At 40.6% G+C, this 23,466-nt stretch carries 24 protein-coding genes; 9 read left to right on the top strand and 15 right to left on the bottom strand.

The features are described from left to right. Positions 1–13: 13 nt before the first annotated feature. The 3 genes from FIM66_RS02770 to recA are packed head-to-tail and all read right to left on the bottom strand — an operon-like array spanning position 14 to position 2,618. On the bottom strand, positions 14–289 hold the full coding sequence (locus FIM66_RS02770) for a hypothetical protein (RefSeq protein ID WP_120887513.1): 276 nt from the start codon (positions 287–289) through the stop codon (positions 14–16). Beyond that, the gene (gene eno, locus FIM66_RS02765; RefSeq protein ID WP_100977330.1) at positions 282–1,562 is read right to left on the bottom strand and encodes a phosphopyruvate hydratase; all 1,281 of its coding nucleotides are present in this window, start codon (positions 1,560–1,562) and stop codon (positions 282–284) included. Before eno ends, FIM66_RS02770 begins: the two co-directional genes overlap by 8 nt. Positions 1,563–1,574: 12 nt before the next feature. Continuing rightward, positions 1,575–2,618, bottom strand: a complete 1,044-nt coding sequence (recA, locus tag FIM66_RS02760) for a recombinase RecA (protein ID WP_140548004.1) — start codon at positions 2,616–2,618, stop codon at positions 1,575–1,577. A gap of 98 nt (positions 2,619–2,716) precedes the next feature. Here recA and FIM66_RS02755 point away from each other — a divergent pair, with 98 nt between their 5' ends. Continuing rightward, positions 2,717–3,580, top strand: a complete 864-nt coding sequence (locus FIM66_RS02755; protein ID WP_140498737.1) for a menaquinone biosynthesis family protein — start codon at positions 2,717–2,719, stop codon at positions 3,578–3,580. Here the strand turns inward: FIM66_RS02755 and FIM66_RS02750 are convergent. From FIM66_RS02750 to ccoN, 8 genes are all read right to left on the bottom strand, one after another. After that, positions 3,577–4,344: a hypothetical protein gene (locus tag FIM66_RS02750; RefSeq protein WP_140548005.1), complete on the bottom strand. Its 768-nt coding sequence runs from the start codon at positions 4,342–4,344 to the stop codon at positions 3,577–3,579. The two genes, FIM66_RS02755 and FIM66_RS02750, sit on opposite strands and share 4 nt — an antisense overlap. 88 nt (positions 4,345–4,432) lie before the next feature. Next, positions 4,433–5,014, bottom strand: coding sequence for a hypothetical protein (locus FIM66_RS02745; RefSeq protein WP_140548006.1), 582 nt, complete (start codon positions 5,012–5,014; stop codon positions 4,433–4,435). 12 nt (positions 5,015–5,026) lie between these two features. Then, on the bottom strand, positions 5,027–5,611 hold the full coding sequence (locus FIM66_RS02740) for a hypothetical protein (RefSeq protein ID WP_140478135.1): 585 nt from the start codon (positions 5,609–5,611) through the stop codon (positions 5,027–5,029). A gap of 100 nt (positions 5,612–5,711) precedes the next feature. Beyond that, complete coding sequence (locus FIM66_RS02735) at positions 5,712–5,918, bottom strand: DUF4006 family protein (protein WP_000670506.1); 207 nt, start codon at positions 5,916–5,918, stop codon at positions 5,712–5,714. A 10-nt stretch (positions 5,919–5,928) separates the two neighbouring features. Continuing rightward, on the bottom strand, positions 5,929–6,807 hold the full coding sequence (ccoP, locus tag FIM66_RS02730; RefSeq protein WP_100958425.1) for a cytochrome-c oxidase, cbb3-type subunit III: 879 nt from the start codon (positions 6,805–6,807) through the stop codon (positions 5,929–5,931). 1 nt (position 6,808) lies between these two features. Further along, on the bottom strand, positions 6,809–7,027 hold the full coding sequence (locus tag FIM66_RS02725) for a cytochrome c oxidase, cbb3-type, CcoQ subunit (protein WP_001864632.1): 219 nt from the start codon (positions 7,025–7,027) through the stop codon (positions 6,809–6,811). A gap of 10 nt (positions 7,028–7,037) precedes the next feature. Next, entirely contained in the window at positions 7,038–7,736 is a 699-nt protein-coding gene (gene ccoO, locus FIM66_RS02720; protein ID WP_000490777.1) for a cytochrome-c oxidase, cbb3-type subunit II, read from the bottom strand. A gap of 12 nt (positions 7,737–7,748) precedes the next feature. Beyond that, positions 7,749–9,215, bottom strand: a complete 1,467-nt coding sequence (ccoN, locus tag FIM66_RS02715; protein WP_140599925.1) for a cytochrome-c oxidase, cbb3-type subunit I — start codon at positions 9,213–9,215, stop codon at positions 7,749–7,751. A 169-nt stretch (positions 9,216–9,384) separates the two neighbouring features. Here ccoN and FIM66_RS02710 point away from each other — a divergent pair, with 169 nt between their 5' ends. Both FIM66_RS02710 and FIM66_RS02705 read left to right on the top strand, forming a co-directional pair. Continuing rightward, on the top strand, positions 9,385–10,833 hold the full coding sequence (locus tag FIM66_RS02710; protein ID WP_140599924.1) for a DASS family sodium-coupled anion symporter: 1,449 nt from the start codon (positions 9,385–9,387) through the stop codon (positions 10,831–10,833). Beyond that, a complete protein-coding gene (locus tag FIM66_RS02705) occupies positions 10,834–11,820 on the top strand; it encodes an adenine-specific DNA glycosylase (protein WP_140599922.1) in 987 nt (328 codons plus the stop codon). It abuts the gene before it with no gap. Between the two features lie 23 nt (positions 11,821–11,843). Here the strand turns inward: FIM66_RS02705 and FIM66_RS02700 are convergent, their stop codons facing one another. Both FIM66_RS02700 and FIM66_RS02695 read right to left on the bottom strand, forming a co-directional pair. Next, entirely contained in the window at positions 11,844–13,499 is a 1,656-nt protein-coding gene (locus FIM66_RS02700) for an L-lactate permease (RefSeq protein WP_140548008.1), read from the bottom strand. Positions 13,500–13,554: 55 nt separating this feature from the next. Continuing rightward, entirely contained in the window at positions 13,555–15,204 is a 1,650-nt protein-coding gene (locus FIM66_RS02695; protein ID WP_140548009.1) for an L-lactate permease, read from the bottom strand. 224 nt (positions 15,205–15,428) lie between these two features. Between FIM66_RS02695 and FIM66_RS02690 the strand changes: the two genes are divergently transcribed. From FIM66_RS02690 to FIM66_RS02675, 4 genes are read left to right on the top strand one after another with little or no spacing between them, the layout of a single operon-like run. Further along, positions 15,429–16,157: a (Fe-S)-binding protein gene (locus FIM66_RS02690; protein WP_000867258.1), complete on the top strand. Its 729-nt coding sequence runs from the start codon at positions 15,429–15,431 to the stop codon at positions 16,155–16,157. Positions 16,158–16,185: 28 nt separating this feature from the next. Next, complete coding sequence (locus tag FIM66_RS02685; RefSeq protein WP_140482766.1) at positions 16,186–17,631, top strand: LutB/LldF family L-lactate oxidation iron-sulfur protein; 1,446 nt, start codon at positions 16,186–16,188, stop codon at positions 17,629–17,631. Further along, positions 17,624–18,259, top strand: coding sequence for a LutC/YkgG family protein (locus FIM66_RS02680; protein ID WP_053574858.1), 636 nt, complete (start codon positions 17,624–17,626; stop codon positions 18,257–18,259). Before FIM66_RS02685 ends, FIM66_RS02680 begins: the two co-directional genes overlap by 8 nt. Positions 18,260–18,268: 9 nt before the next feature. Further along, positions 18,269–18,727 carry a peroxiredoxin gene (locus FIM66_RS02675; protein ID WP_000412959.1) on the top strand — a complete coding sequence of 153 codons (459 nt, stop codon included), beginning with the start codon at positions 18,269–18,271 and terminating at the stop codon, positions 18,725–18,727. A 245-nt stretch (positions 18,728–18,972) separates the two neighbouring features. Here FIM66_RS02675 and FIM66_RS08225 read toward each other — a convergent pair whose 3' ends face one another. Then, on the bottom strand, positions 18,973–19,107 hold the full coding sequence (locus FIM66_RS08225) for an HP0135 family lipoprotein (RefSeq protein WP_001222899.1): 135 nt from the start codon (positions 19,105–19,107) through the stop codon (positions 18,973–18,975). A 78-nt stretch (positions 19,108–19,185) separates the two neighbouring features. Continuing rightward, positions 19,186–20,535: a class II 3-deoxy-7-phosphoheptulonate synthase gene (locus FIM66_RS02665; protein ID WP_140528165.1), complete on the bottom strand. Its 1,350-nt coding sequence runs from the start codon at positions 20,533–20,535 to the stop codon at positions 19,186–19,188. Positions 20,536–20,715: 180 nt separating this feature from the next. Here FIM66_RS02665 and FIM66_RS02660 point away from each other — a divergent pair, with 180 nt between their 5' ends. Together FIM66_RS02660 and FIM66_RS02655 are read left to right on the top strand one after the other, a co-directional pair. Then, on the top strand, positions 20,716–21,957 hold the full coding sequence (locus FIM66_RS02660) for a serine/threonine transporter (RefSeq protein ID WP_140548011.1): 1,242 nt from the start codon (positions 20,716–20,718) through the stop codon (positions 21,955–21,957). Continuing rightward, positions 21,957–23,324: an L-serine ammonia-lyase gene (locus FIM66_RS02655; protein ID WP_131129434.1), complete on the top strand. Its 1,368-nt coding sequence runs from the start codon at positions 21,957–21,959 to the stop codon at positions 23,322–23,324. The genes FIM66_RS02660 and FIM66_RS02655 overlap by 1 nt, the downstream gene beginning before the upstream one ends. Positions 23,325–23,466: the final 142 nt, after the last annotated feature.

Below are 23,466 nucleotides of genomic sequence, written 5' to 3'. Positions count from 1 at the left end.
CATTCCCTTAAATCTAATCTCTAGGCCGTAATTCCTTCAACTCAAACAAACGCTTTTGCAAGTGCACATTCTTGCTTTGCAATTCGGTGATTTCTTGTTGCAATCGTTCATGCTTATCTCTCAAATCCAAATAAACTTCCAAAGAAGAACCCCCAAAAAGCAACTTCCCTAAATAATACCCAAACCCAAGCAGTAAAAGGAAAAAGACAATAAGGGAGCTATGGCTATAGAAAAAATCTCGCACCTTGTTGTCTTTGATTTCATCGTTTTCAAAAAGGCCACTAGCCATGCTTAAACAACTCTTTGCCGATATAAATCCCCCCTTTTAATTCATGCTCAATCTCTAAAAGGCGGTTGTATTTAGCGATCCTTTCACTCCTTGCGGTGGATCCGGTTTTAATTTCTCCCGTATTCAATGCGACAGCAAAATCAGCGATAAAGCTGTCCTCGCTCTCCCCGCTTCTATGGCTCATCACGCATTGATAGGCATGGTGTTTGGCTAATCTTATGGTCTCTAAAGTCTCACTAATGGTGCCGATTTGATTGGGTTTGATTAAAATGGCGTTCGCAATGTTTTTTTCAATGCCTTTTTGCAAGATGCTTGCGTTCGTTACAAACAAATCATCGCCCACTAACTGGATTTGACGCCCTAATTCCTTGCTCAAAAACGCCCAACCCTCCCAATCGTCTTCGCTCAAACCATCTTCAATGGACACGATCGGGTATTTTGCCACCAACTCTTTATAATAAGCCACTAATTCATGCGAATCTAAAATCTTATTTTCACCCTTTAAATGGTAATTGAAATGTTCATCCACCAATTCGCTGCTCGCTACATCTAAAGCGAGCGCGATTTCTTCGCCTAATTTATAGCCGGCTTTTTCAATGGCTTGAGAAATGACTTCAAGGGGTTCTACATTGTTGTTAAAATTAGGCGCAAAACCCCCCTCATCGCCCACGCTTGTGAGCTGATTCTTTTCATCTAGGAGTTTTTTAAGCGTGTGATAGACTTCCGCGCTCGCTCTTAAGGCTTCTTTAAAACTTTCAAACCCTAAAGGCATGATCATGTATTCTTGAAAGTCTATGGAATTATTCGCATGCGTCCCGCCGTTGATGATATTGAGCATCGGCACAGGCAAAGTCAGAGCGTTAGCCCCCCCTAAATAGCGGTATAATGGCAGATTTAAAGCCTTCGCACTAGCCCTTGCTAACGCCATAGAAACGCCCAAAACAGCGTTCGCCCCTAAATTAGCGTAATTAGGCGTTCCGTCTAAAGCCCTTAACCTCTCATCCACAAAGGCTTGATTGATCGCTTCAAGCCCTATTAAATGGTGTTTGATCACGCTATTGACATTTTCGCATGCCCTTAAAACCCCTTTACCCAAAAAACGGGTTTTGTCATTATCCCTTAATTCTAACGCTTCTCTTTTACCGGTGCTCGCCCCGCTAGGCACAATCGCGCTCGCCTTAGTGTTATCGCTTAAAATCACGCTGGCTTGAATGGTAGGATTGCCCCTACTATCCATCACTTCTAAAGCATGAATGTCTTTAATGGTTAGCATCAAAATCCTTTTTTATTCCATTTCTTCTAAAGGCTCATCCGGTAAGGGCATGATCTCTTCATTAGAGCCAATGCTCTCTTTAATCTTAAGAGTGATTTCATTCGCTAGGGCTTTATCTTCTTTCAGCAAGGCTTTAGCGTTTTCTCTGCCTTGCCCTAGCTTTTTATCCTGGTAGCTAAGCCATGCCCCACTCTTATCCACAATGTCTAATTTCACGCCATAGTCAATGATTTCGCCCTCTTTAGAAATCCCCTCCCCAAACATGATGTCAAATTCCGCTTCTCTAAAAGGCGGAGCGACTTTATTTTTAACCACTTTGGCTTTAGCTCTGTTACCGATATGCTGTTCGTTTTGTTTTAAAGCAGCGATTCTTCTAATATCAATCCTAACGCTCGCATAGAATTTTAAGGCGTTACCTCCGGTTGTGGTCTCTGGACTCCCATAACCCATCATGCCAATCTTCATTCTGATTTGATTGATAAAAATGAGCGTGGTGTTCATCTTATGCAAAACACCGGTGATTTTCCTTAACGCATGGCTCATAAGCCTTGCTTGCAAGCCCACATGCTGATCACCCATATCCCCATCAATCTCTGCTTTAGGCGTAAGAGCCGCCACCGAATCCACCACCACTAAATCAATCCCTCCGCTTCTGGCGATCGTTTCTAAAATCTCTAAGGCTTCTTCTCCCGTGCTTGGTTGGGAAACGAGTAAATTTTCCGTATCCACGCCCAACCTCTTGGCATAATACACGTCTAGGGCATGCTCAGCGTCAATGAACGCGCACACGCCGCCATTTTTTTGGCATTCTGCGATAATGTGCAAGCTTAAAGTGGTCTTCCCACTTGACTCTGGCCCATAAATTTCAATGATCCTGCCCTTTGGAACGCCCCCAATCCCTAAAGCCAGATCCAATCCTAACGAGCCTGTAGAAATAGCGTCAATCTTTTCTACTTGCTTATCCCCAAGGCGCACCAACGCCCCCTTACCAAAAACCTTATCAATTTGTTTGATCGCTAAAGAAATCGCTTTTTGTTTGTCTTCATCTATTGCCATTAAATCACCTTATTGAATTTGATTTGTTTATTCTATCAAATCCTAGCCTAAAATCTATTATAATAAAAGGACTTACCCTATCACAAAAGGATTTTACTTTGATTAGTGTCGCTCATAGCCCTGATGCTGATGATATTTTCATGTATTATGCGATTAAGTTTGGCTGGATAGATTGCCCCATTAAAAACAAAACATTCCATAACATTGCTTTGGATATTGAAACCCTAAACCAAGAAGCCCTAAAAAACACTTATGATGTGAGCGCGATTAGTTTCGGGCTATACCCTAAAATTGCGAACGACTACGCCCTACTCCCTACAGCGACAAGCTTTGGGAATGGCTATGGGCCTAAATTAGTGAAAAAAAAGGGCGTGAAATTGAAAAAAGATTTTAGAGTCGCATTAAGCGGGGAGCACACCACAAACGCCCTCTTGTTTAAGATCTATTACAAACACGCGCGCATCGCTTACATGAATTTTTTAGACATTGAAAAAGCGGTTTTGGAAGAAAAAGTGCATGCAGGCGTATTGATCCATGAAAATATTTTGGATTTCCATGATGAATTAGAAGTGGAAAAAGAATTGTGGGATGTTTGGAAAGAACTCATTAAAGTGGATTTACCTTTGCCTTTAGGGGGCATGGCGATTAGGCGCTCTATCCCTTTGTATCGCGCGATCTTGATTAAAAAGGCTTTGATTAAAGCGGTTGAAGCCGCTTTAAAACACCAAAATTTGCTCTCTGGCATGCTGTTAGAGCGCTCGCTCATTCGTGTCAATAAAGAGCGGTTACAAACTTATTTAAGCTTGTATGCGAATGAAACTTCAACGCGCTTAAGCGAGATTCAAGTTCTCGCCATAGACAAGCTTTTTGAATTGGGCTATCAGCATGGGTTTTACGCTAACTTGTTAAAGACTAAAGATTGCTTGCTCACTGATGAATATTTAAAATACCGCTTTTCTTAATCCAATTCTAGTTTATGCATAAGCAAGTAACGGATCACCCCATACAATAAAAGGATTTTTAAAAAATCCACCCCCCATAAAAGATAGTATTGTTTTTCTTGCAATTCTTGTTGTTGCAAGAAATAATAAAACCCCTCATTGATGCTTAAATGAGAATGCATCAAGGGCAGTAACGAATTGAACGCTAATTCTAAAACAACCCCCACAAGGATGAATAACAGCCCTCCTAGTAAAAAACGCGCTTTTTTGATCCTAGCAGCGTTTAAAACGCTCAAAACAAATAAAAATTTCATTAAAACAAGCCCTAAAAACAGCGCGACACCTAAAGTTTTAGTGGGTTTTAACACAAAGGTTTTTAAAGCGGTGTGTAAGATAAACAGCACGCTGGATTGTGCGTTAAAAAGATAATAGCCCAAACGCACGCTCGCCACAAACCAGAACAAACTGAAGATAAAAAACACCATGGGGAGCAAGATTTTAGGGAGCAATAAAGACTCTAAACTAACGGGTAAAGAAAAGCTTAAAACCCCCCTTTTAGAAAAAAGCGCGTTGAGGTTTTTGATCGCTCCCACACTGATTGCAATCAGTAAAAACGCCCCCAAGACAAAAAAGAGCGTGTAGCTTAGGGTGAGCATGGTCGTTTCTTCAGCGCTTTGAGAGGAAAAACAAACCGCTAAAACAGTGAGCGTTATTAAAAAATTCCCCACAACAACATTCCCTACTTGCCCCAAGGCGTCATGTTTAAAAATTTTTAAAAAACCCATAGCCTTATTATACCCATTTGGACAGAAAATTTAGGCTTTTTAATGATTGCGTGTTAATAAAAAACGCTAAAGGCATTTTTTAAATGCGCTACTTGAAAAAAGCCAGTTGCTCTAAAATCAATTCTTCTTGATTTTTAAAAACAAATTTAAAAAGGATCTTATAACGCCCCATTTTATCGTTCTCCAACAAATCAAATTTTAAAGGTTCGCATGCGTTTCTACAATCAAGCGTTCCTAACCATCTGGGCTGTGATTGGCTGGGATAAAACGCTAAATACACTTGAATATTTGGCGGATCTAAAGCGGGTTTGAGCGGTTGCAATTGTGCATAAAGCGTGTTGGATTTTTCCAAAATCAAAGCGTTGTTTAAAAGGGTTTCTTGGAGTTTTTTATCCCCATGCGTGCCTTTAGAAAAATATGGTAAAATGGGGGTTTTAGGGCTTTTATCAAGGGGCTTTAAACCCACTAAAAAACGATAATTGGATTTAAAGTTTTCATAGGTTTTAAGCATAGCGTTAAAGTTCAAATCCACTTCGTTATGACCCTTGAAATACACTAAATCGTTTTTAGGCGAATTTTTTAGGGCAAACACCACCAAAAACACCACGATCCCAAGCCCAAGAATGAGCACGCTCATGATCCCTAAAGGCCAAAAGTTTTTTTCTTTCATTAATTTTCTCTCTTAAGATTTTTTAAAAAAATAAAGCCCCAAAAACGCGCCTAAAAGCGTCAATAATAAAATATAAATAACCACCTTTACAAAAGTTACTCCCTTAGGAGCGTTAAAATTTTGTGCGATATTCACATGATATTTTTCCGCTAAAGCATCTACTGCGACCGAATAGCCGTTAATGAGCATGGCTGAAATCCTTTGGGGCGTGTATTCTTTAGCGTTTGTGGGGAGTAAGGGAGCGATTTTTTCAAAAAAGATTTTATCAGTGTCTAGCAAATCTTTAGGGTTAGCCACTAATTCTATTTTTTGAGCGTCATGGTAAAAAAAGAATACCACAAAAGGGGGTTTGAGCTGTTTTAAAAAGCCCTCTTGATACTTTTGGCGTTCCTTTTTAGCCGCCAAAGCGATAGGATTTTTTTCAAAATCCGTCATATCAATCACAAAACACACGCCTGTTTTAAGATAAAGCTCTTTAGAAACGCCCTCTACAAACACAACGCTTTTTTCTACCAAACGCCCCTTAGAATTATTCAAAACATAATCATTAGCCCCCAAACAACAAACAAAGGCTATTACAAGCCATAAGATCCTCATGTGCTAAACAAAAACAAGTTAGGCACAAAAGAAATAACAATTGTCATTAAAATGGTCGCTACTACCATTAAGGCTAAGATTTTTTCTAAAGTCGTGAATTTCATTTTTTACTCCCTTGATTGACTAATTCATAATTGGCCCGGTTTTGGGTGTTTTTTGTCTCTAAAGCGTTAATATCCTTATAACGGTAATAATTGGTGGCTTGCTCTTTTTGGATATGGATCGCTTTGAGCGTAAAAAAAACGGCCACACACAACAAAATAACCACAATCAGTAAATTCCCTGCTAATCCGTTTAAAAATTTCATCTCTTTTCCTTTAATCCTCTAAGGGTTTTAGCGATTGGATAAATTCGGCTAACGCTTTAACTTGCAAATCGCTAAAGTTTTTATAATTGAACGATGGCATATGCCCTATATTGCCCTTTTTGCCATGCGTTAAGATATTTCTCAAAAAATTCTCTGTGCCGTAAGCGGTCAAATCGGCCGCAAACACTTGATTTTCTTGCAAGCCCTTACCATCATTGCCATGACAGCCTGTGCAACCCATGCTTTCAAACAGCTCTTTGCCTTTATCAATGAGTTGAGGGTTTTTCGTCTTTTTAACGCCAGAAATTTCTGCCATCACATAGCTCGCAATCGCTTTAGCGTCTTTTTCGTCCAATTCCATAGCAGGCATTTCCCCAGCGAGATAATCCATGCCTTTAGAGCCATGCTTAATGGTGTCCATAATGCCCTCTTCTTTACCCCAGCGCACCAGATTTTGAGCGCTCCCATGCAAGCCCTCAGCGGTGATGCCATGGCATTGCGAACAATGGACTAAAAAGATGCCTTGACCCATATCCACCAATTCCTTTTGACCCAAATGCTTCCATTTGGCTTCAAATTTTTGGTTGTGCGCTTTAACCTCTTCATTGTATTGCCCGATTTGAGAAAAGCTATTCAGCGGATACCCAAAGAAAAAATACCAAAAAGCCCACACAATCGTGCACATAAAGCTTGCGATCCAGCCTACTGGCACATTATTGGCAAACTCCCCTATCCCATCAATCAAATGCCCGTTTCCTATAAGCTCACCTTGAGATTTGCTGTCGCGCATTTCTTTAATGAGCGAGCTGGATTCATAGATGGTTAAAACTAAAATCACAAGCGCTGCAATCAATCCAAAAACATTTATATGGTCGTTTAAAAAATCCATTTCAACTTTCCTTTATGCCATTATCATGAACTTTTTTATGGCGTGGTTCAATCAACTCATCTTCTAAAGCATCATTTAACGCTAAATACCCGTATCGCTCATAATCCACGACACCCTTTTTTTGCTTTCTATACATGCTAAAAATATAAGCGTACAAAAAGAGCGTAAAAAGAATGGTGAAAAACGCATACGCAAAACCTCTCAAACTTTCTAAATCCATCATTCACCCCTTATTTAGCGTTTTGATTGGCGTTGATCCTGGAATTACCCAAGCTATTCAAATAAGCGATCAAAGCCACAATTTCTAACACTTCACCTCTTTGAATGGCGTCTAGCACCCTCTTGTCTTTCATGTCGGCTGTGATTTTTTTCGCTTCTTCTAAATAGGCTTTTTTCGCTTCTTCTACGCTCCCTAATTTCACGCCGTTTTCGGTGTCATAAGGCACGCCAAAAACCTTTTTTTGCGTCAAAGCTTCTGCATAAGCGGTGTCAAAGTCGCTCTTTTTGATGAATAAATGCTTATAAGCGGGCATGATGCTGTGCGGCACAACGCTTTTAGGATCAAACATGTGCTTTTCATGCCAATCGGTTGTGCGGTAATCCCCCACCCTGTGCAAATCAGGGCCAATCCTTTTAGATCCCCACAAAAATGGCCTATCATACGCATATTCCCCGCTCAAACTATATGCACCGTATCGATCCACCTCAGCTTGGAAAGGGCGGATGAGTTGGGAATGGCAATGATAGCAACCTTCTTGGATATAAATTTGCCTCCCCGCTGTCTCTAAAACCGTATAAGGCCGTAAGCCTTCAATCGGGCGAGCGGATTTAAAGAAGTTGGGCAAAATCTCCACCAAGCCCGCAATCGCAAACACAAAAATAAACGCAAGAGTGAAAAAGAACGGGTTTTTCTCTAAAAAACTAAACATTTCCAACCTCCCCTATCTGGCCATAGGCGTGGCGTAATTGGGCTCACGCTCTAATTTTTTGCCTGCTGTGATGGTCATAAAAATATTGTAAGCAAAAATAATAAATCCGGTAAAATACATAAGACCCCCAACGCCTCTAATATTGTAATAAGGGATTAGCACCTTAACCGTGTCAATGAACTGGTAAGTGAGATTCCCATACTGATCCACATCCCTCCACATCATCCCTTGCGTGATCCCTGCAATCCACATGGACGAAAAGTAAAGCACAATCCCTAAAGTCATGATCCAGAATTGGAAATCCACAAGCCTGCCTGAATAAATCTCTCTTTTGAAAAGCCTAGGCGTCATGTGATACATGCTCGCAATCAAAGTGAAGCCTACCCACCCAAGCACGCCGTCATGCACATGCCCTATAATCCAATCGGTGAAGTGGGCTAAGGCGTTCACGCTTTTGATAGCTTGAATAGAGCCTTCTAAAGTGGAAAGCATGTAGAAAGTTGAAGCTAAAACTAAGAATTTAATCAAAGGGCTTTCTTTGAGCTGGTGCCACTGGCCTCGCATCGTTAAAAGCATGTTAATGGCTGTCCCCCACGAAGGCAAGATCAACACCACGGAAAACACGCTAGAAAGGGTTTGCACCCAATCAGGCACGGTGGAATAAACCAAATGGTGCCCGCCTGCCCAAATATAAACAAACATCAAGCTCCAGAAAGAAAACAAAGTGAGTTTGTAAGAAAAGATAGGCTGGCCGCTCTCTTTAGGCAAGAAATAATAAATCGTGCCAATCACCCCACTCGTAAAGACAAAAGCGACCGCATTATGCCCCCACCACCATTGAATGAGCGCATCATTACTGCCTGAATACATAGAAATAGAATGCCAAACGCTCCCCATATCAGCGACAAAATAGGTGGGAACAGAAAGGTTATTGAAGATATACATCACCGCTATACCCACATAAGTAGCGATGTAATACCATAAAGACACATAAATGGTATTCTCTCTCCTAACGCTCATGCTCCCAAACATATTAACCCCCCATAGCACCCATGCCACAACCACAATAATATCTAAAGGCCACATCAATTCAGCGTATTCTTTAGATTGAGTAAGACCAGCAAACAAGCTAATAACCCCTAGAATTAAAAGAAGAATCCAAAGCCAAAAATGCAATAACCCTACAATTTTCAAAAAGGGGTGTTGGTGGTAAGTGATTTTAAGCACCCTTTGACCGATGTAATACCAACTCGCCCAAACCCCCCCAAGAGTGAAACCATAGATCACCGCATTCGTGTGTAAAGGGCGTAAGCGGCCAAAAATACCATACTCCCCTGCAATGTAATTCAAGTTAGGGAAAGACAATTCAAAGGCTAACACAATCCCTATTAACATGCCTATTATCCCAAAGGCAATCATCGCATAAAGAAACAATTTGCTAATGGAATAATCATAACTCAAAGGCACATTTTCTTGCATGCAATACTCCTATTTGTAGTAAATTCAACAAAGATAAACACAATTATAAAATTTTATCTTTTTCAAAAAGCTTAATTTTTAATCTTTTTCTGTAACATTGTAATAACTTAATTCCATTTGAATGGCATTTTTAAGCCAAATTGCTACTATCTTTGGCTAAAGGTTAAACATGATTAAACAAACCCTCATCATTCTTGCCCCTTTTTTTATCGCAACGCTGTTGTATTTTTTGGGTGCACCAAATGGGTTAAACCCTAACGCATGGCTTTATTTTTGTATTTTCATGGGCATGATTATAGGGCTAATTTTAGAGCCAGTGCCAGCAGGTTTGATAGCGTTGAGCGCGTTAGTGCTGTGTATAGCGTTAAAAATTGGGGCGAGCGGTGAGGTAGCGAGCGCTAATAAGGCCATTTCGTGGGGTTTGAGCGGGTATGCGAATAAAACGGTGTGGCTTGTGTTTGTCGCTTTTATTTTGGGTTTAGGGTATGAAAAAAGCTTATTAGGGAAACGGATCGCTCTTTTATTGATTAGGTTTTTAGGGCAAACCCCTTTAGGTTTGGGCTATGCGATTGGTTTGAGCGAATTGTGTCTAGCCCCCTTTATCCCTAGCAATTCCGCTAGAAGTGGGGGTATACTCTATCCCATCGTTTCTTCTATCCCACCTTTAATGGGTTCTACTCCCAATAATAACCCTGACAAAATCGGTGCGTATTTGATGTGGGTCGCTTTGGCTTCAACTTGCATCACTTCGTCCATGTTTTTAACCGCGCTCGCTCCTAACCCCCTAGCAATGGAAATCGCTGCCAAAATGGGCGTGAATGAAATCTCATGGTTTTCGTGGTTTTTAGCGTTCTTGCCTTGTGGGGTGGTTTTGATCTTGCTTGCGCCTTTATTAGCGTATAAAACCTGCAAACCCACCTTAAAAGGCTCAAAAGAAGTGAGTTTGTGGGCTAAAAAAGAATTAGAGGGCATGGGGAGGTTTTCTTTAAAAGAAATTTTAATGCTCAGCCTCACTTTATTGGCTTTATTGGGTTGGATTTTTGGCAAACCTTTAGGCTTGCATGCGAGCGCGACGGCTTTGATTGTCATGGTTTTAATGGCGTTTTGTAAGATTGTAAGCTATGAATACATCATTAAAAACAAGAGCGCGTTCAATATTTTTTTATTGCTTGGATCGCTGCTCACGATGGCTGGCGGGCTTAAAAATGTAGGGTTTTTAAATTTTATCGGCAATGCGGCTAAAAATTTTTTAGAGCATGCTCACTTGGATCCGTTAATAGCGGTATTGTTTATTGTAGCCCTCTTTTATCTGTCGCATTATTTTTTCGCAAGCATCACCGCTCATGTGAGCGCGTTATTCGCGCTTTTTGTAGGGATTGGTTCACACATTCAAGGGATCAATTTGCAAGAACTAAGCTTGTTTTTAATGCTTTCTTTAGGGATTATGGGGATTTTAACCCCCTATGGCACAGGCCCATCCACCATTTATTACGGGAGCGGGTATATTCCAAGCAAGGATTTTTGGAAATGGGGGTTTATTTTTGGCGTGGTATATTTGATCGTGTTTTTAAGCGTGTGCACACCTTGGGTCAAATTCATCGCTTATAGGTGGTTGTAGCTGGAAACTTTACACAACGCCCTTTTAAAATGGTATGAAGAATGTGGGCGCAAAGGTTTACCTTTTAGGAATTTAAAGGGCATTAACGCTCCTTATGAAGTCTATATCAGCGAAGTGATGAGCCAACAAACCCAAATCAACACGGTGGTTGAGCGTTTTTATTCCCCTTTTTTAGAAGCTTTCCCCACTTTAAAAGACTTAGCGAACGCTCAATTAGAAGAGGTTTTATTGCTCTGGCGAGGGCTTGGTTATTATTCAAGGGCTAAAAATTTAAAAAAAAGCGCTGAAATTTGCGTGAAAGAACATAACTCACAATTACCTAATGACTATCAAAGCCTGTTAAAACTCCCTGGGATTGGTGCATACACGGCTAATGCGATTTTATGTTTTGGCTTTAGAGAAAAGAGCGCATGCGTGGATGCTAATATCAAGCGCGTGCTTTTAAGGCTTTTTGGTTTGGATCCTAATATCACGGCTAAAGACTTACAAATTAAAGCGAATGACTTTCTTAATCCTAATGAAAGCTTTAATCATAACCAAGCCCTAATTGATCTAGGGGCTTTAATCTGCTCTCCTAAACCCAAATGCGTAATTTGCCCTTTAAATCCTTATTGTTTAGGTAAAAACAACCCAGAAAAACACACGCTCAAGAAAAAACAAGAAACCATTCAAGAAGAGCGTTACTTGGGCGTTGTGATCCAAAATAACCAAATCGCTTTAGAAAAAATAGAGCAAAAACTCTATTTGGGGATGCACCATTTCCCTAATCTAAAAGAAAATCTAGAATACAAACTCCCCTTTTTAGGCGCAATCAAACACAGCCACACTAAATTCAAACTCAATTTAAACCTCTATCTCGCTGCGATAAAAGATTTAAAAAACCCTATTCGTTTTTATAGCCTTAAAGACTTAGAAACCTTACCCATAAGCTCTATGACGCTTAAAATTTTGAATTTTTTAAAACAAAAAAATTTATTTGGGGGTTAAAGTTTGCCAAATCTAAAATGGCTCTACTTTATCGCAGGCACCACTTCAGGGATCAAATACGCAATCGCGCTGATCACGACTCCCATGATCGCTACAAAAATAAGGGAGTATTTAACGGTGAATTTGAATAAATCGCTCTCTTTCCCGGCTAACCCCACTGCCGCGCAAGCGATAGCGATGCTTTGAGGGCTTATCATCTTACCCAAAGTGCCACCCACGGTATTAGCCGTTAGGGTTAAAATCTCAGGGAGGTGCAATCGTTGGGCGGTGAGTTGCTGTAAAGAGCCAAATAAAAGATTAGAACTCGTATCGCTCCCGGTTAAAAACACGCCCACCCACCCGATCAAGGGCGAGAAAAAAGTAAAAGCCAAACCCGTATGCGTGAGTGCTAAGGCTAGAGTGGAAGAAATCCCGCTGTAATTAGACACATAAGCAAAGCTTAAGACTAAACCAATGGTAAGAATGGGGTAGCGCATTTCTTTTAAAGTCTCGCCAAAGACGCTCACTGCATCGCTCACTCGCACCCTTAAAACGAGCATGCTAACAAGAGCGGCCAAAAAAATGGAAGTGCCAACCGTGTTGATTAAGAAAAATTTAAACACCACCGGAAAACTCACGCTTTGATTGGCTTCTACAAAAGGCGGGCTTTTAAAGATGTGGTTACTGATGTTATTGAATTCAAAATAAAAATTAGAAAAAGCTAACAAGCCGTCTTTTTCAAACAAAGCCTTAAAAAAAGGCTGTATCCATAGCACAATCACTAAAACCAAGATCACAAAAGGAGACCAAGCGACATAAACCTTACAGATATGATGGTTACTCTTAGTGAATGAAGCCGCTTTGCCATCGCTTCTAAAAATCGCTTTAGGCTGCCAAAATTTCAAAAAGAACGCCGTTGCAACGAGCGAAACAAGGGCTGAAATAATGCCGGGCAATTCTGGTCCCAAATAATTAGAGCTTAAAAATTGCGTGCCAGCGAAAGAAAAAGCCGCGATAAAAACGGCCGGAAAAGTTTCTTTAATCCCCTTAAAGCCATCCATTAAAAACACAATGAAAAACGGCACTAACAAGCTCACAAAAAAGAGGATTTTACCCGTCATGGCTGAAATTAAAATCGCTGGCACCCCTACCGCGCTCGCCATCGCACTTATAGGGATACCCACCGCGCCAAAGGCTACAGGAGCGGTATTAGCGATCAAACATAACCCGGCAGAATACAAAGGGCTTAACCCTAAGCCCACTAAAATCGCTGCGGTAATGGCAATAGGCCCTCCAAAACCGATCGCTCCTTCTAAAAACGAGCCAAAACAAAAGCCAATCAAAATCACTAAAATGCGGTGATCTAAAGTGATGGACTGGACGCTTTCTTTTAAGATTTCAAAATAGCCGGATTTAACGCTGAGTTTGTATAAAAAAATCGCCGCAATAATAATCCATGCGATCGGCCATAAGCCATAGAGGAAGCCATAAAGAAAGCTTGAACCCACCATGCTAACAGGCATTTTATACACTAAAACCGCAATAATGGCTGATAAGGCCACGCTCAAAAAGGCCGCTGTATAACCTTTGAGTTTAAAAACCATTAAAGATAAGAAAAACAATAAAATCGGCAATAAAGCTACAAGAGCACTCAGCCAAATATTACCCAAAGGGTCATAAATTTGATGAAATTCTAGCACTAAAAAATCCCTTTTAAAAATATTCTCTTAGCGCTAGTTCTCTTTAAAAACCCCCTTATTTAGGAATGATGGGGATAATAAAGGGGAAGACATAAGCAATAAGAGTGAAGACAATCCCCATAATGATTGCCAAAGCGATAGAGTATTTTACTGTAAATCTGAACAATTCGCTCTCTTTCCCCACTAACCCCACCGCCGCGCAAGCGATAGCGATACTTTGAGGGCTTATCATTTTACCCACAACGCCCCCTGAAGTGTTGGCCGCTAAGAAAAGCACTTCAGGCAAGCCAAGCTGTGTAGCGATAAGCATTTGCAAAGAGCCAAATAAAAGATTAGAGCTCGTATCGCTTCCGGTTAAAAACACCCCAAGCCAGCCTACCACAGGCGAAAAGAAAGTGAAAACATGCCCAGTATCCGCTAACGCTAAAGCGAGCGTGGCGCTCATGCCGCTATAATTAGCCACATACGCGAACGCTAAAACCACGCCAATGGTTAAAATCGGCAAACGCATTTCTTTTAAAGTGGCCCCAAACACCCCTATCGCATCGCTGATCTTCACGCGCAACAAAAACACGCTTAAAAGAGCGGCTAAAAAAATGGAAGTGCCTGTCGTTAAAATCAAAGGGAGTTTGAACACCACAGGAAAATTAGTCGCTTCAGTAACAATAGGAACGGTTTTAAAAATCTTTTGACTGATAGAATCAAAATCAAACGCAAAGCTAGAAAACGCCAAAGCCCCGCCTTCTTTAAAGAGCGCTTTAAACCAGGGTTGCGTCCATATGATAATCGTAATAGTGAGCAACACAAAAGGCATCCATGCTACAATCACCTTACAAATATGGTGTTTTTCTGTGCTGATCGTGGGCTCTTTGCCATTGCTGGTGAAAATATGCTTGGGCTGCCAGAATTTTAAAAATAAAGTGGTAGCGATCAATGACACTAAAGCTGAAATAATATCCGGGAGTTGCGGCCCCAGATAATTAGAGCTTAAAAATTGCGCAATAGCGAAACTAAACCCGGTAACAGCCACTGCAGGAAAAGTTTCTCTAATCCCTCTAAAACCATCCATTAAAAACACGATGAAAAAAGGAATACCAATGGAAAAAATGGGTAACACCCTGCCCACCATTTGAGAAATCTCTAACTCAGGGATACCCACCACGCTAGCCATAGCCGTAATAGGAATACCCACTGCGCCAAAAGCTACAGGAGCGGTGTTAGCGATTAGGCACAATCCGGCAGCGTATAAGGGGTTTAGCCCAAGGCCGACTAAAATCGCCGCTGTGATCGCTACCGGGCCTCCAAAGCCGATCGCTCCTTCTAAAAACGAGCCAAAACAAAAGCCAATCAAAATCACTAAAATCCGGTGATCCGGCGTTAGGGTTAAAATACTTTCTTTTAAAATCTCAAAATACCCAGATTTCACTGAAAGGTTGTAAAGAAAAATCGCAGCGATCACAATCCATGCGATCGGCCATAAGCCATAAAGAAAGCCATAGAAAAAACTCGCGCTCACCATTTGAGCAGGCATTTTATACACAAATAACGCAATAATGATTGAAAGCACTAAGCTTAAAAACCCAGCACTATACCCTTTAAGTTTGAAGACAATAAGAGAAATAAAAAAGAGCGCAATAGGCGATAGTGCCACTAAAGCGCTCAGCCAAATATGGCCTAATGGGTCATAGACTTGATAAAATTCCATAAATTTTCCTTGAATAATTAAAAGTATTTTTTTATCTTACTTAAAAGAAAAAACTAATTTTAAGTAGCATTTAATATTAAGTCAAATTTAATGGGTTTGTGGTTTATTTTAGTAACAATGTTTGAGCGAGTGGGTTTATCAATTGTGGTTACAATCTTACCAAATTTTGAGTATTATATTGTTTGTGTTTGAAACTCTTAATTTGGAATTTTAAGGAGCCTTCTTTGAAAGTCAATTTCTTTGCTACTTGTCTAGGAGCAGCCATATACAGCAACGCATCGCTTAACGCTATCAAATTACTCCGTAAGGAAAATTTGGAAGTGGTTTTCAAAAAAGACCAGACATGTTGCGGCCAGCCAAGCTATAACTCAGGATACTATGAAGAGACGAAAAAAGTCGTTTTATACAATATCAAACTTTATTCCAATAACGACTACCCTATTATCTTGCCTAGCGGTTCATGCACAGGGATGATGCGGCATGATTATTTGGAATTGTTTGAAGGGCATGCGGAATTTAACATGGTTAAAGATTTTTGCTCTAGGGTGTATGAATTGAGCGAATTTTTGGATAAAAAATTGCAAGTCAAATATGAAGATAAGGGCGAACCCCTTAAAATCACATGGCATTCTAATTGCCATGCCTTAAGGGTGGCTAAGGTGATTGACTCGGCGAAAAATCTCATCAGACAGCTTAAAAATGTGGAACTCATTGAATTGGAAAAAGAAGAAGAATGCTGCGGGTTTGGGGGGACTTTTTCAGTCAAAGAGCCTGAAATTTCAGCGGTTATGGTCAAAGAAAAGATCAAAGACATAGAAAGCCGTCAAGTGGATGTGATTGTTTCAGCGGATGCGGGGTGTTTGATGAATATCAGCACCGCTATGCAAAAAATGGGCTCTTTGACAAAACCCATGCATTTTTATGACTTTTTAGCCTCAAGGCTTGGGCTTTAACATTAAAGAATTGTTTTAAGGAATAATCATGGAAAAATATCATAGCGACCAAGAATACGAAGAAATCATCACCGACCAATTAGGCGATATGCAATTAAGGGAAAATTTGCGTTCTGCAATGGATACCTTAAGGGCTAATCGCAAGAATCTGATTAAAAATCGTTACAGCGAGTGGGAAAATTTAAGGGAATTAGGCAAAGAAGTCAAGCTTAAAATTTTATCCAGGCTTGATGAATATTTGGAATTGTTTGAAAAAAACGCCACTCAAAACGGCTTTAAAATCCATTACGCTAAAGACGGCGATGAAGCTAATGAAATCATTTACAACCTCGCTAAAGAAAAGAATATCAAGCACATTTTAAAGCAAAAATCCATGGCGAGCGAAGAAATTGGCTTGAATCATTATCTCAAAGAAAAGGGCATTCAAGCGCAAGAAACGGATTTGGGCGAATTGATTATCCAGCTCATTAATGAACACCCTGTGCATATTGTCGTGCCGGCTATCCATAAAAACCGCAAACAAATCGGTAAGATTTTTGAAGAAAAACTCAACGCCGCCTATGAAGAAGAGCCTGAAAAGCTTAATGCGATCGCCAGAAAACACATGCGCAAAGAATTTGAAAGCTTTAAAATGGGGATCAGTGGGGTTAATTTCGCTATCGCTAATGAAGGAGCGATCTGGTTAGTGGAAAATGAAGGCAATGGCCGCATGAGCACCACCGCATGCGATGTGCATGTCGCAATTTGTGGGATTGAAAAATTAGTAGAAAGCTTTGATGATGCGGCGATTTTAAACAATCTGCTCGCTCCAAGTGCTGTGGGTGTGCCTATCACTTGTTATCAAAACATCATCACAGGCCCCAGAAAAGAGGGCGATTTAGACGGCCCTAAAGAAGCCCACATTATTTTATTAGACAACAACCGCTCCAATATTTTGGCTGATGAAAAGTATTACCGCGCTCTTTCATGCATTCGTTGCGGGACTTGTTTGAACCACTGCCCTGTGTATGATAAAATCGGTGGGCATGCCTATCTTTCTACTTATCCTGGCCCTATAGGCGTGGTGGTATCCCCCCAACTCTTTGGCCTGAATAATTACGGGCATATCCCTAATTTGTGCAGTCTTTGCGGGCGTTGCACTGAAGTATGCCCCGTAGAAATCCCATTAGCAGAACTTATTAGAGATTTACGAGCCGATAAAGTGGGCGAGGGTAGGGGTGTAGTCAAGGGGGCTAAAAGCACCCAACACAGCGGGATGGAAAAATTCTCTATGAAAATGTTTGCCAAAATGGCAAGCGATGGGGCCAAGTGGCGTTTCCAATTGAAAATGGCTCAATTTTTCTCGCCTTTAGGCAAGCTTTTAGCGCCTATACTGCCTTTAGTCAAAGAGTGGGCGAGCGTGAGGACCTTACCCAATATGGACACGAGCTTGCATGCCAAAGTCCAACACTTAGAAGGGGTGATTTATGAGTAAAGAGCTTATTTTAAAGCGCATTAAAGAAGCCAGAGCCAAGCATGCCATTCAGGGAGCAAACCCTATTTATAGAAATATCATTAAAGTGGAGTTTGAAGACTTGGTGGAAGAATACAAGCATTTCCAGGTGTTGAATAAAGCTGAAGTCATTGAAAGCGCTAAAGAGAATTTAGAGCAAGCCATTTTAAAGGCTTTAGAAAATTTTCAAAGCAAAAAAGTCTTACATTCTACGGATTTAAATTTGAATTTTGAAGCGTTTAAGGATTTTACTTTACAGCCTTATGATAAAGAAATTGAAGCGATGCGTGAAGAGTTGTTTGAGATTGATACGGCTTTATTGCATGGGGTTTGTGGGATTTCAAGCTTGGGCATGATTGGGGCGGTTTCTTCGCATGCAAGCCCACGATTGCTTTCGCTCATCACCCTTAATTGCATCATTTTATTGAAAAAAGAATCCATTGTGCGCAATTTAAGCGAGGGCGTGCAAGCTTTAAAAAATCAAGGCCAAAACGGTGCATTACCCACAAACATGCTCCTTATTGGCGGGCCTAGCCGGACAGCCGATATTGAATTAAAAACCGTTTTTGGGGTGCATGGGCCTCAAAAAGTCGCTGTCATTCTCTATTAAAGGATAAGAATGGAAAAATTAGAAGTAGGGCAATTAGCCCCTGATTTTAGATTGAAAAACAGCGATGGCGTAGAAATTTCTTTAAAAGATTTGCTCCATAAAAAAGTGGTGCTGTATTTCTACCCTAAAGACAACACCCCCGGATGCACTCTAGAAGCCAAAGATTTTAGCGCTCTGTTTAGTGAATTTGAAAAGAAAAACGCTGTTGTCGTAGGCGTAAGCCCTGATAACGCGCAATCGCATCAAAAATTTATCAGCCAATGCTCTTTGAATGTGATTTTACTCTGCGATGAAGATAAAAAAGTGGCCAATCTTTACAAAGCTTATGGCAAACGCATGCTTTATGGGAAGGAGCATTTGGGGATTATCCGCTCCACTTTCATTATCAACACGCAAGGCGTTTTAGAAAAATGCTTCTACAATGTCAAAGCCAAAGGCCATGCTCAAAAGGTTTTAGAGAGTTTGTAATTTAACTCTCTAGCTTTCGCCCATCTTAATTTGAGACTTTTTAATTTTAGGCTTTTTGGCCATTCTCTTATTTTTAAAAACTTGTTTTTTAAACTTCGTTTTAGTTTTATAATAAAACTCATAAGGGATAGGGAATGTTTTGAAATCATTCCCCTACAACCCTAAGATCGTGCTACAAGAAACCGCCACTCGCTAACTTTTTGATTGTGTTATTTTAAAAACGCTTTTGAGTATTTTTACAATTTTTATTTTTGTTCAGGCTGCCAAATGGTTTTTTCTGAAGGGGTGCTATCGGCTTCGTTTTGTAAAATTTGTTTTTTAGTTTCATGGCAAGCCACAAACAATAACGCTAAAATTACAGCTAAAAGAGAAATTCTCATTTCAAGCTCCTTTAAATATTAAAATGCTTACGATAATTATAAAGAAAAAGAGTTAAAAAAAGATTAATCTCTTTTTAACTAAGATCGTTGTTTTTTAAGCATGTCAGCGATTAAAAAAGCGAGTTCTAGGGCTTGAGTGGCGTTTAATCTTGGATCGCATTGCGTATAGTAATGGCAACTCAAACCCTCTTCAGTGATCGCTTGCGAGCCACCGATACATTCTGTAACATTCTCACCTGTCATTTCCAAATGAACCCCTGAAGCCAAACTCCCTTCAGCCCTATGGATTTCAAAAAAGCTTTTCACTTCATCCAACACGCTATCAAAAGCCCTTGTTTTAACCCCCAAACTGGTTTTAACCGTGTTGCCATGCATGGGATCAATGCTCCATAGAATATGGCGTTTTTCTTTCAACACCCCTTGTAAAAGTTTAGGCAAACGCTCTTTAATCATCTTAGAACCCATGCGCACGATCAAATTCAAACGCCCTTTAAGGTTGTGCGGGTTTAAAACATCGCACAATTCTAACACTTCGCTCACGCTCGCATTAGGCCCGATTTTCACGCCAATAGGGTTACAAACCCCCCTTAAAAACTCCACATGCGCGCCCTTAGGATCTCTTGTCCTTTCGCCAATCCACAGCATGTGTGCGGAGCAATCATAAAACTGGTTAGTCAAACTATCCTTACGCACCAAAGGCTCTTCATAATGGAGCAGTAACGCTTCGTGGCTGGTGTAAAATTCCACTTCCCTAAGAATAGGCGTTTTTTCTATCTCCACCCCGCATGCTCGCATAAACCCTAAAGCTTGCGTGATTCGGTCAGCGATTTGCTGGTATTTTTGCCCAAAGTCGTTGTTTTTGACAAAATCCAAATTGAAACGATGCACTTGCTCTAAATTGGCTAACCCGCCTTGAGCAAAAGCTCTGATAAGGTTTAAAGTCGCTACGCTTTGATGATAAGCTTTAAGCATTCTCTCAGGCTTTGGCTCTCTTTCTTTTTTGGAAATCCCATTGATAATATCCCCTCTGTAACTCAACACTTCTTCATTATCTAGCATTTCAGTCGCATTAGAGCGAGGCTTGGCAAATTGCCCGGCAATGCGCCCCACTTTCACGATCGGTATAGAGCCAGCAAAAGTTAAGACAATCGCCATTTGCATCATCACTTTAAACATGTCTCTAATCCGATTAGCGCTAAATTGAGAAAACGACTCCGCGCAATCGCCCCCTTGCAACAAAAACGCCTTATTGTCAATGACTTGGGCTAAACGCTCTTGCAAGTTCCTCGCTTCGCCAGCAAACACTAAAGGAGGGTAGGAGTGCAATTCTTTTTTGACCCTTTCTAATTCTTGCTTATCTTTGTAAGTGGGGTGTTGCTCTATCTTAAAAGAATGCCATGAAGTGGGCGACCAAGTTGTGTTTGACATTTCTACAATCCTTTATTAATCTTTTTTTAAGCGTTATTATAGCTTGTGCGGGTTAAATCGTGGATTTTAGAAAATAAATGCGTGCTAAAAACCACCCCCTAATCTCAAAAAACCCCAATCATAAAAAGCTTTATGCTACAATGAAAGCTCTTTAACACGATAAAAGGGCGGTTTAATAGCATGGCACAAGAAAAAGCGGTTCCAAGCGATCTCAAAAAGATCAATGCGTTTGATTTGCGTTGGATGGCGTCCTTATTTGGCACGGCGGTGGGGGCTGGGATTTTATTTTTGCCTATTAGAGCCGGTGGGCATGGGATATGGGCTATTGTGGTGATGAGCACGATCATTTTCCCTTTGACTTATCTAGGGCATAGGGCTTTGGCTTATTTCATAGGATCTAAAGATAGAGAAGACATTACCATGGTCGTTCGCTCTCATTTTGGCGCTCAATGGGGTTTTCTTATCACTTTGCTTTATTTCTTGGCGATTTATCCTATTTGCTTGGCTTATGGGGTGGGTATCACTAATGTGTTTGATCATTTTTTCACTAACCAGTTGCATTTAGCGCCTTTTCATCGGGGCTTACTGGCTGTGGTATTAGTCTCTTTAATGATGTTGGTGATGGTTTTTAACGCTACGATTGTTACACGCATTTGTAACGCTTTAGTGTATCCTTTATGCTTGATTTTATTGCTTTTTTCTTTGTATCTTATCCCTTATTGGCAAGGCGCTAATCTTTTTGTGGTGCCGAGCTTTAAAGAATTTGTGTTAGCGATTTGGCTAACCTTACCGGTGCTTGTGTTTTCGTTCAACCATAGCCCCATTATTTCAACCTTCACCCAAAATGTGGGAAAAGAATACGGCGCTTTCAAAGAGTATAAACTCAATCAAATTGAATTAGGGACATCGCTGATGCTTTTAGGGTTTGTGATGTTTTTTGTGTTTTCGTGCGTCATGTGCTTGAGTGCTGATGATTTTGCGAAAGCAAGGGAACAAAATATCCCCATTTTAAGCTATTTTGCTAACACTTTAAACAACCCTTTAATCAACTATGCGGGGCCTGTGGTGGCTTTTTTAGCGATTTTTTCATCTTTTTTTGGGCATTATTATGGGGCTAAGGAGGGTTTAGAAGGCATTATTATTCAAAGTTTAAAATTGAAAAAAGCTTCTAAAACCTTGAGCGTTAGCGTAACGATTTTTTTATGGCTGACTATCACGCTTGTGGCTTATATTAACCCTAATATCTTGGATTTTATTGAAAATTTAGGCGGCCCCATTATCGCGCTCATTCTGTTTGTGATGCCTATGATAGCTTTTTATAGCGTTTCTAGTTTGAAGCGTTTTAGAAATTTCAAAGTGGATATTTTTGTGTTTGTCTTTGGGAGCTTGACGGCTTTGAGCGTGTTTTTGGGACTATTTTAATGGCTAGTTTTTCTATTTTATCCATTTTTAAAATCGGCGTGGGACCTAGCTCTTCACACACTATAGGGCCTATGGAAGCGGGAGCGAGATTTTGCGAGTCATTAAAAGGCGTTTTAGAGCAGGTTGTGCGCGTTCAAATCACCTTGCATGGCTCATTAGCTTTAACCGGTAAAGGGCATTTGAGCGATGAGGCGGTTTTAATTGGCTTGCATGGTATTTACGCTAACGAATTGGAGGCAGCAACCAAAAAAGCCTTATTGCATGAAGCGCTTGAAAACAAAGTTTTAAAACTCGCTAACCAGCATCGCATTCATTTTGATTATTCTAAAGATTTGATTTTTGACAATAAACCTTTAGCCAGACACCAAAACGCCCTCATTTTAAAAGCTTTTAACGCTAAAAATGAGGTTTTAAAAGAAGAGACTTACTATTCTGTCGGTGGAGGGTTTGTCTATACTGAAAAAGAATTAGACAACTTGTCTGAAGAGGGTGGGAATGGAAGTATTGCCTATGATTTTTCAAGCGCTAAGGAATTGCTAGAATTATGCCAAAAACACCAAAAAAACATCGCTGAAATCGTGCGTTTGAGAGAAAACGCCCTCAAAAACCGCCCTGATGCAACGATGGCTAAAATTTATCATGCGATGCTTGAGTGTTATGATAATGGGGCTAATTCTAAAGAAATGTATCTGCCCGGTTCTTTGAGGGTAACACGATTGGCCCCAAGCATCAAGGCGCGCCTAGAAAAACACCCCACAAGCGGGAAAGACCCCTTAGCATTGATTGATTACATTTCGCTTTACGCTCGCGCCATTGCTGAAGAAAACGCTAGCGGAGGAAAGGTGGTAACCGCCCCCACTAATGGAGCGTGCGCGGTGGTGCCAAGCGTGCTTTTATACGCCAAAAACCATTTGTTTGAAAATTTATCGCAAAAGGCTATTAATGATTTTTTACTCACCAGTGCGGCGATTGGCTATCTTTACAAAAAAAACGCTTCCTTGAGCGGAGCAGAAGCGGGGTGTCAGGCTGAAATTGGTGTGGCAAGCTCTATGGCTGCGGGGGGGTTAGCCTATTTGTGCCAAGCGACCACGCAACAGGTTTTGATCGCTAGTGAAATCGCTATGGAGCACCATTTAGGATTGACATGCGATCCGGTGGGGGGCTTGGTGCAAATCCCTTGCATTGAACGCAATGTTTTAGGGGCGATTAAAGCGATCAGCGCTTCTAAATTAGCCTTAGAAGATGAATACAAGCCTAAAGTGAGCCTAGATGAAGTGATTGCTACGATGTATGCGACCGGAAAAGACATGAATGAAAAATACAAAGAGACTTCGTTAGGGGGGTTAGCCAAAACCTTAAAATGCTAAGGGATAGCCCTCAACTTTTAGGGCTTTAAATTCAAAATAAAAAGGCTTTGTTTTTAACAAACACAAATAAGTCTCTTCCAACTTTAATGTCCTTCAAAAATTTTTAAAAAATAGGGTTTTAAAGCGTTATTGCATCGTTTTG

The sequence above is a fragment of the Helicobacter pylori genome, assembly GCF_006439795.1.
In the GTDB taxonomy this organism is placed as follows: Bacteria; Campylobacterota; Campylobacteria; order Campylobacterales; family Helicobacteraceae; genus Helicobacter; species Helicobacter pylori_CR.
The sequence above is the reverse complement of the archived record's forward strand: the minus strand, read 5'-3'. Positions and strand labels throughout refer to the sequence as shown.

What these genes read in the sequence shown, in the direction of transcription:
- FIM66_RS02740 (WP_140478135.1), bottom strand. Translation starts at nt 5,611, where the DNA reads ATGAGGATCTTATGGCTTGTAATAGCCTTTGTTTGTTGTTTGGGGGCT.
- ccoN (WP_140599925.1), bottom strand. Translation starts at nt 9,215, where the DNA reads ATGCAAGAAAATGTGCCTTTGAGTTATGATTATTCCATTAGCAAATTG.
- FIM66_RS02655 (WP_131129434.1), top strand. Translation starts at nt 21,957, where the DNA reads ATGGCTAGTTTTTCTATTTTATCCATTTTTAAAATCGGCGTGGGACCT.
- FIM66_RS08225 (WP_001222899.1), bottom strand. Translation starts at nt 19,107, where the DNA reads ATGAGAATTTCTCTTTTAGCTGTAATTTTAGCGTTATTGTTTGTGGCT.
- ccoO (WP_000490777.1), bottom strand. Translation starts at nt 7,736, where the DNA reads ATGTTTAGTTTTTTAGAGAAAAACCCGTTCTTTTTCACTCTTGCGTTT.
- FIM66_RS02660 (WP_140548011.1), top strand. Translation starts at nt 20,716, where the DNA reads ATGGCACAAGAAAAAGCGGTTCCAAGCGATCTCAAAAAGATCAATGCG.
- FIM66_RS02680 (WP_053574858.1), top strand. Translation starts at nt 17,624, where the DNA reads ATGAGTAAAGAGCTTATTTTAAAGCGCATTAAAGAAGCCAGAGCCAAG.
- FIM66_RS02675 (WP_000412959.1), top strand. Translation starts at nt 18,269, where the DNA reads ATGGAAAAATTAGAAGTAGGGCAATTAGCCCCTGATTTTAGATTGAAA.
- ccoP (WP_100958425.1), bottom strand. Translation starts at nt 6,807, where the DNA reads ATGGATTTTTTAAACGACCATATAAATGTTTTTGGATTGATTGCAGCG.
- FIM66_RS02725 (WP_001864632.1), bottom strand. Translation starts at nt 7,027, where the DNA reads ATGGATTTAGAAAGTTTGAGAGGTTTTGCGTATGCGTTTTTCACCATT.
- eno (WP_100977330.1), bottom strand. Translation starts at nt 1,562, where the DNA reads ATGCTAACCATTAAAGACATTCATGCTTTAGAAGTGATGGATAGTAGG.
- FIM66_RS02770 (WP_120887513.1), bottom strand. Translation starts at nt 289, where the DNA reads ATGGCTAGTGGCCTTTTTGAAAACGATGAAATCAAAGACAACAAGGTG.
- FIM66_RS02710 (WP_140599924.1), top strand. Translation starts at nt 9,385, where the DNA reads ATGATTAAACAAACCCTCATCATTCTTGCCCCTTTTTTTATCGCAACG.
- FIM66_RS02665 (WP_140528165.1), bottom strand. Translation starts at nt 20,535, where the DNA reads ATGTCAAACACAACTTGGTCGCCCACTTCATGGCATTCTTTTAAGATA.
- FIM66_RS02745 (WP_140548006.1), bottom strand. Translation starts at nt 5,014, where the DNA reads ATGAAAGAAAAAAACTTTTGGCCTTTAGGGATCATGAGCGTGCTCATT.
- recA (WP_140548004.1), bottom strand. Translation starts at nt 2,618, where the DNA reads ATGGCAATAGATGAAGACAAACAAAAAGCGATTTCTTTAGCGATCAAA.
- FIM66_RS02750 (WP_140548005.1), bottom strand. Translation starts at nt 4,344, where the DNA reads ATGGGTTTTTTAAAAATTTTTAAACATGACGCCTTGGGGCAAGTAGGG.
- FIM66_RS02685 (WP_140482766.1), top strand. Translation starts at nt 16,186, where the DNA reads ATGGAAAAATATCATAGCGACCAAGAATACGAAGAAATCATCACCGAC.
- FIM66_RS02695 (WP_140548009.1), bottom strand. Translation starts at nt 15,204, where the DNA reads ATGGAATTTTATCAAGTCTATGACCCATTAGGCCATATTTGGCTGAGC.
- FIM66_RS02735 (WP_000670506.1), bottom strand. Translation starts at nt 5,918, where the DNA reads ATGAAATTTTTAAACGGATTAGCAGGGAATTTACTGATTGTGGTTATT.